Annotated in this window: 3 protein-coding genes and 1 pseudogene; 3 read left to right on the forward strand and 1 reads right to left on the reverse strand. The window is 59.0% G+C overall.

Annotation, left to right across the window (positions count from 1 at the left end; genetic code table 11):
* Nucleotides 1–386: 386 nt before the first annotated feature.
* Nucleotides 387–539 (reverse strand): annotated as a pseudogene (locus B2P82_RS09750) (IS110 family transposase); the annotation flags it as partial.
* Between the two features lie 157 nt (nucleotides 540–696).
* On the opposite strand from B2P82_RS09750, the gene B2P82_RS09755 reads away from it, so the two are divergent.
* Genes B2P82_RS09755 through B2P82_RS17115 form a run of 3 tightly spaced genes read left to right on the forward strand, consistent with a single transcriptional unit; the run spans nucleotide 697 to nucleotide 4,002 of the window.
* Nucleotides 697–2,331, forward strand: coding sequence for a TnsB C-terminal domain-containing protein (locus B2P82_RS09755; RefSeq protein ID WP_024099411.1), 1,635 nt, complete (start codon nucleotides 697–699; stop codon nucleotides 2,329–2,331).
* Complete coding sequence (locus tag B2P82_RS09760; protein WP_235872058.1) at nucleotides 2,291–3,214, forward strand: TniB family NTP-binding protein; 924 nt, start codon at nucleotides 2,291–2,293, stop codon at nucleotides 3,212–3,214. Before B2P82_RS09755 ends, B2P82_RS09760 begins: the two co-directional genes overlap by 41 nt.
* Nucleotides 3,151–4,002 (forward strand): TniQ family protein, encoded by an 852-nt coding sequence (locus B2P82_RS17115; protein ID WP_524537550.1) that lies wholly within the window; start codon nucleotides 3,151–3,153, stop codon nucleotides 4,000–4,002. Before B2P82_RS09760 ends, B2P82_RS17115 begins: the two co-directional genes overlap by 64 nt.
* Nucleotides 4,003–4,222 lie beyond the last annotated feature (220 nt).

The following is a 4,222-nucleotide window of genomic DNA, read 5'->3' on the forward strand; positions in this document are numbered from 1 at the left end:
CCCCGGCGCTTGACTGCTTCATTGTAGGCTGGCCAGTTCCTGGTCTTGTAGGTCGGGGGTATGGGTCTGCTCATGCAGCCTGACTAACAGACTGGATTCGCAAGGTGAAACCTTCACAGCATTTGCGCAACATGTATAACCGCCCCTTGCGCAAGAGGGTTTCTGGATCAGTTTCGCGCGGTGTCGGGTGCTGACATGTATCCGGCCTCTGTTGCGGCCATCATCACGCCGCGGGCCCGTATGGTGTTCGCAGGTCGGGTCCAGATCAAAGCCGCGTGCTCGATGGCACTCTGTTGCGCTCTGGTTCTCCCGATCCCGTCTCACGACCGAGCGCCAAACGTCTCCTTGCCCTCTTCCGCTCCGACGTCCTCGCGACCAGTGACGGCTTACGCCGCAGCGGTCGGAGACTGGTAGGCGCCGCCTCGGGCCATCAGCGCCCAGACGATCCGCGCCATTTTGTTCGCCAGCGCGACCCGCACCAGCATCGGCGGCTTGCGCGTCAGCATCTCGCCAAGCCATGTGCCCGGCCGGGCAGCGGCATCTTCGTCGATGTCGCGTAGCCCTTAATTGTGAGATGAGAAATCCAACGAAATCAACGGCCTTGCTTTGCCCTTAAATATGATATTTTGCCTTTAAATCCGATATTTTTGCCCTTAAACCTGAGACAGGGTTCGCAGCTTCGTGTGGCAAATATTGATGGATGATGATCGCGAAGACTTCGTTGCCGCTGGTGCTGAGGAGGCGCGCAGGGCGGCCGTTCTGCGTCCGCTTGTTCAGGCATATCTCAAAGGAACTGGCAGTCTGGAAAGTGGCATCAATGACGCCGTTTGGGAGCTTGGTGTCAGCAGGGCGACTGTCTGGCGCTGGATAAAGCGTCTGGCCGAAGAGGGTGGGCGCACCAGCGCGCTGGCTTCTCGGAAACGGGGCCGCCCGACTGGTACAACCTTGATATCCGGCAAGGTGGAAGCGGTGATCGAAGAACATCTTCGCCGTTATTTCTTACGGCGGGAACGCCCAAGCCTGTCGCGCATCGTGACAGAAATCCGAAGCGCGTGCTGGCAGCAGGGCTTGCAACCGCCGACACGTCGGACGGTTCAGCGCAGGCTGGATGCAATGGATGCCCGTGAAATTGCCAAGGCACGCGAAGGCGCAAAGGCGGCCCGCCAGAAATTTGCGCCGGTCGTAGGCGACAACAAGGCAAACCGGCCACTGGAGGTCGTGCAAATCGACCATACGCCTGCGGACATCATTCTCGTCGACAGTTTTGAACGCAAACCAATTGGGCGGCCTTGGGTCACGCTGGCGATCGACGTCGCAACGCGGATGGTGACCGGATATTACACCTCTCTCGAGGCACCTTCGCGTCTGTCGGTGGCGCTTTGCCTGACACAGGCTGTGGCCCCCAAGGCGGAACTTCTGGCGGAATTGGTGCGCAATGTTCCTTGGCCCGCGCAGGGTAAACCGCATAGCATCCACGTCGATAACGGGCGCGATTTCCGGTCGCATGCCTTTCGGTCGGCATGTGCAGAATGGGGGATCGATCTGGTCTATCGGCCGCCAGGCAGTCCTCATTTCGGAGGGCACATCGAACGATTGATCGGCACGATGATGGGGGCCGTGCACCTGTTGCCTGGAACAACGCAATCCTCGGTCGTGGCCAAGGGCGACTATGACGCCGAGGGCATGGCCACGATGACCTTAAGCGACTTCGATCGCTGGTTTGCTCTGGAAATCTGCCGCTACAACAACAGCATTCATTCAAGTCTTGGCTGCACGCCCGTTGCCAAATGGGAGGCGCTCTCAGAGCAAATGATGGGCGATATCCCCTTCGAGATTGAAGCCTTTCGGGTGAGCTTTCTGCCAAGTGAACTGCGCAAGGTCAGGCGTGACGGCATCCATCTGTTCCAGATACGGTACTGGTCCGATGCGCTTGCAGGCCACATCGGGCGCGGGGATGGAAAGGTGGTCGTCCGCTACGACCCTCGCGACCTCTCGGTGATCTGGGTCGAACTGGATAATGACCGATACGTCGAAGCTCGGTACCGAAACCTGGAAATTCCGCCTGTGTCGCTCTGGGAATATCGCGAAGCCATGAGGAATGCCCGTGCCCTTGGCAAGTCCGGGTCCAATGAGCTGGTCCTGGCTGAGCTGATCCGACAGCAACGCCAAATCGAGTCTGAAAGCCGGAGCCTGACGAGGGCCGAACGCCGATCCCGTGAAAGAAAAGGGACATTGGAGGGCGCCAACTCGGCCGTCTCAACAACCGAAGGGCTGCGCGCGATCGATACGGGTGATACATCGCGCCCATTGTTCAAGGTGGAGAGATGGTGAATTGAGGGCAGGAAAAACAGAGGAAGACGGTCGGATCACCCTCATTCAATCGGATATCTGGATTGGCTTTCCGCGGGCCGAACAAGTTCTGGACCGTTTGCAGTGTATGATCGAAGCGCCAAGGCAAACCCGTATGCCTGGCCTTCTTGTGCATGGCGCGTCCGGGATCGGAAAGACGATGATCGCCCGCAATCTTTCGCGCAGATATGCACCGGAATATGACCCAGCATCGGGAATTACGCGAACGCCGCTGTTACTGTTACAAGCACCACCAGCTCCCGACGAACGACGGTTCTATCTGCACATCCTGGCGACCGTCGGGGCACCGGCCACGGCACTGAGCGCGCGCGCTCAAAATGTGGCCTCCCTCGAAGTCCGTGTCGTCGCGCTCTTGCGCGACCTTGGCCTGCGGATGATCATGATCGACGAAGTCCACAACCTCTTGGCCGGGACCCACCGCGAACAGCGCCGCTTTCTCAATGTTCTGCGGTATCTCAGCAATGAACTCGAAGTGTCGCTGGTCTGCCTGGGGGTCAGCGAGGCCGTCGATGCCATCCGTGGTGATATCCAGCTTGCCAGGCGGCTGGACGAACATCACCTTCCAAACTGGCGCGACGACGCCGAGTTCTCGGACATGATCCAGACACTCATCGCGGCAATGCCCCTCGAGAAGAAATCCAATCTGAAGGTCAAGTCACTAAAGCAGATACTTGCGCTGACCGGCGGGGTGACCTCGCGCATCTTCGCCCTGATCAAGGATCTTTCCATCGACGCCATTGTCACAGGTGATGAATGCATCACCGATGACGCAATCGCAAAATGGACGCCGGTTTGGTCGCGCCATGCGAACCCCCATCGGCGGCTCGAGAAGTCCGGGGTGTGAAGCCGCACCCGCTGCCCAAGACTGTCGCGCCGCTGCCCGACGAGTTGTTGTCAGGTTGGTTGTCTAGGCTGGCGGCGGCCAACTACTGTGATGATGCGGAACTACTGGCTCATCTCAGAATCGATACCGCGCATGGCACCGCCTTGAACTTCAACGTCGACGCGGCTGCGGCGGCGAAGATTGCCAACGCCGCACGGATTGACCCAGATGTTGTGCGATCTTTGACCTTCCCAGCAATGACGACACGAGAAGCCTCGCTGACGGCCCAGATACCATTCCAGCATTGCCTGCAATGTTCCAGAGAGGGCCTTTCGCTCAAGCATTGGAGGCGAGCCTGGGCATTCGACTGCCAGGTTTGTGGGACGAGACTTGTGCCGACGCTCGGCAAGGCCAGTGGCGAACAGATGCCCGAAAAGCTGATAAATCGTGCGCGCAACGGCGCCGCGCGGCTTGAATACGCCGCGCGATTACGCAGCTCCAAGCAATTTCGGCGCGCAATGCGCGCGGTCACCTTTGCCATATCATTAAAGGCCTTCCGCGGAGATCCGTTATACGCTCTTCAGGGCCACAGGCTGGAAGTAAGGCTGTTTGGCCTTGCTGCAATTGATGCAGCCCAATCCCGTCCACTGGTCAAAGCGGCCATCTCAAGCTCCGGCATCGACGACTATGCAAGGGTTGCTCTATTGCGCGCCTTCGATAAGGAGCCACGTCTGCTTGCCGCGGTTGTTTACATCGCCCGGCAGCGCGCGAAAAGCATAGGCGCGATGGCAGTGGAATCTCATAATTAAGGGCAAAAAATATCCCCGAACGCGTCGTGTCTCAGATTTAAGGGCAACGCGACAGTTGCCTGACCATGCTGCGGCTGCCATCCATGCGTTGATCTGCCAAGCGGAGGCGATTGCCGATCAGGCTGAGGCCCTGGAGAAACGGATCCTCGAGTGGCACCGGACGCACGAGACGAGCCGGCGACTGGCGACCATTCCCGGTATCGGACCGATCACCGCCAGC

The sequence above is a fragment of the Hyphomonas sp. UBA4494 genome (assembly GCF_002388935.1).
In the GTDB taxonomy this organism is placed as follows: Bacteria; Pseudomonadota; Alphaproteobacteria; order Caulobacterales; family Hyphomonadaceae; genus Hyphomonas.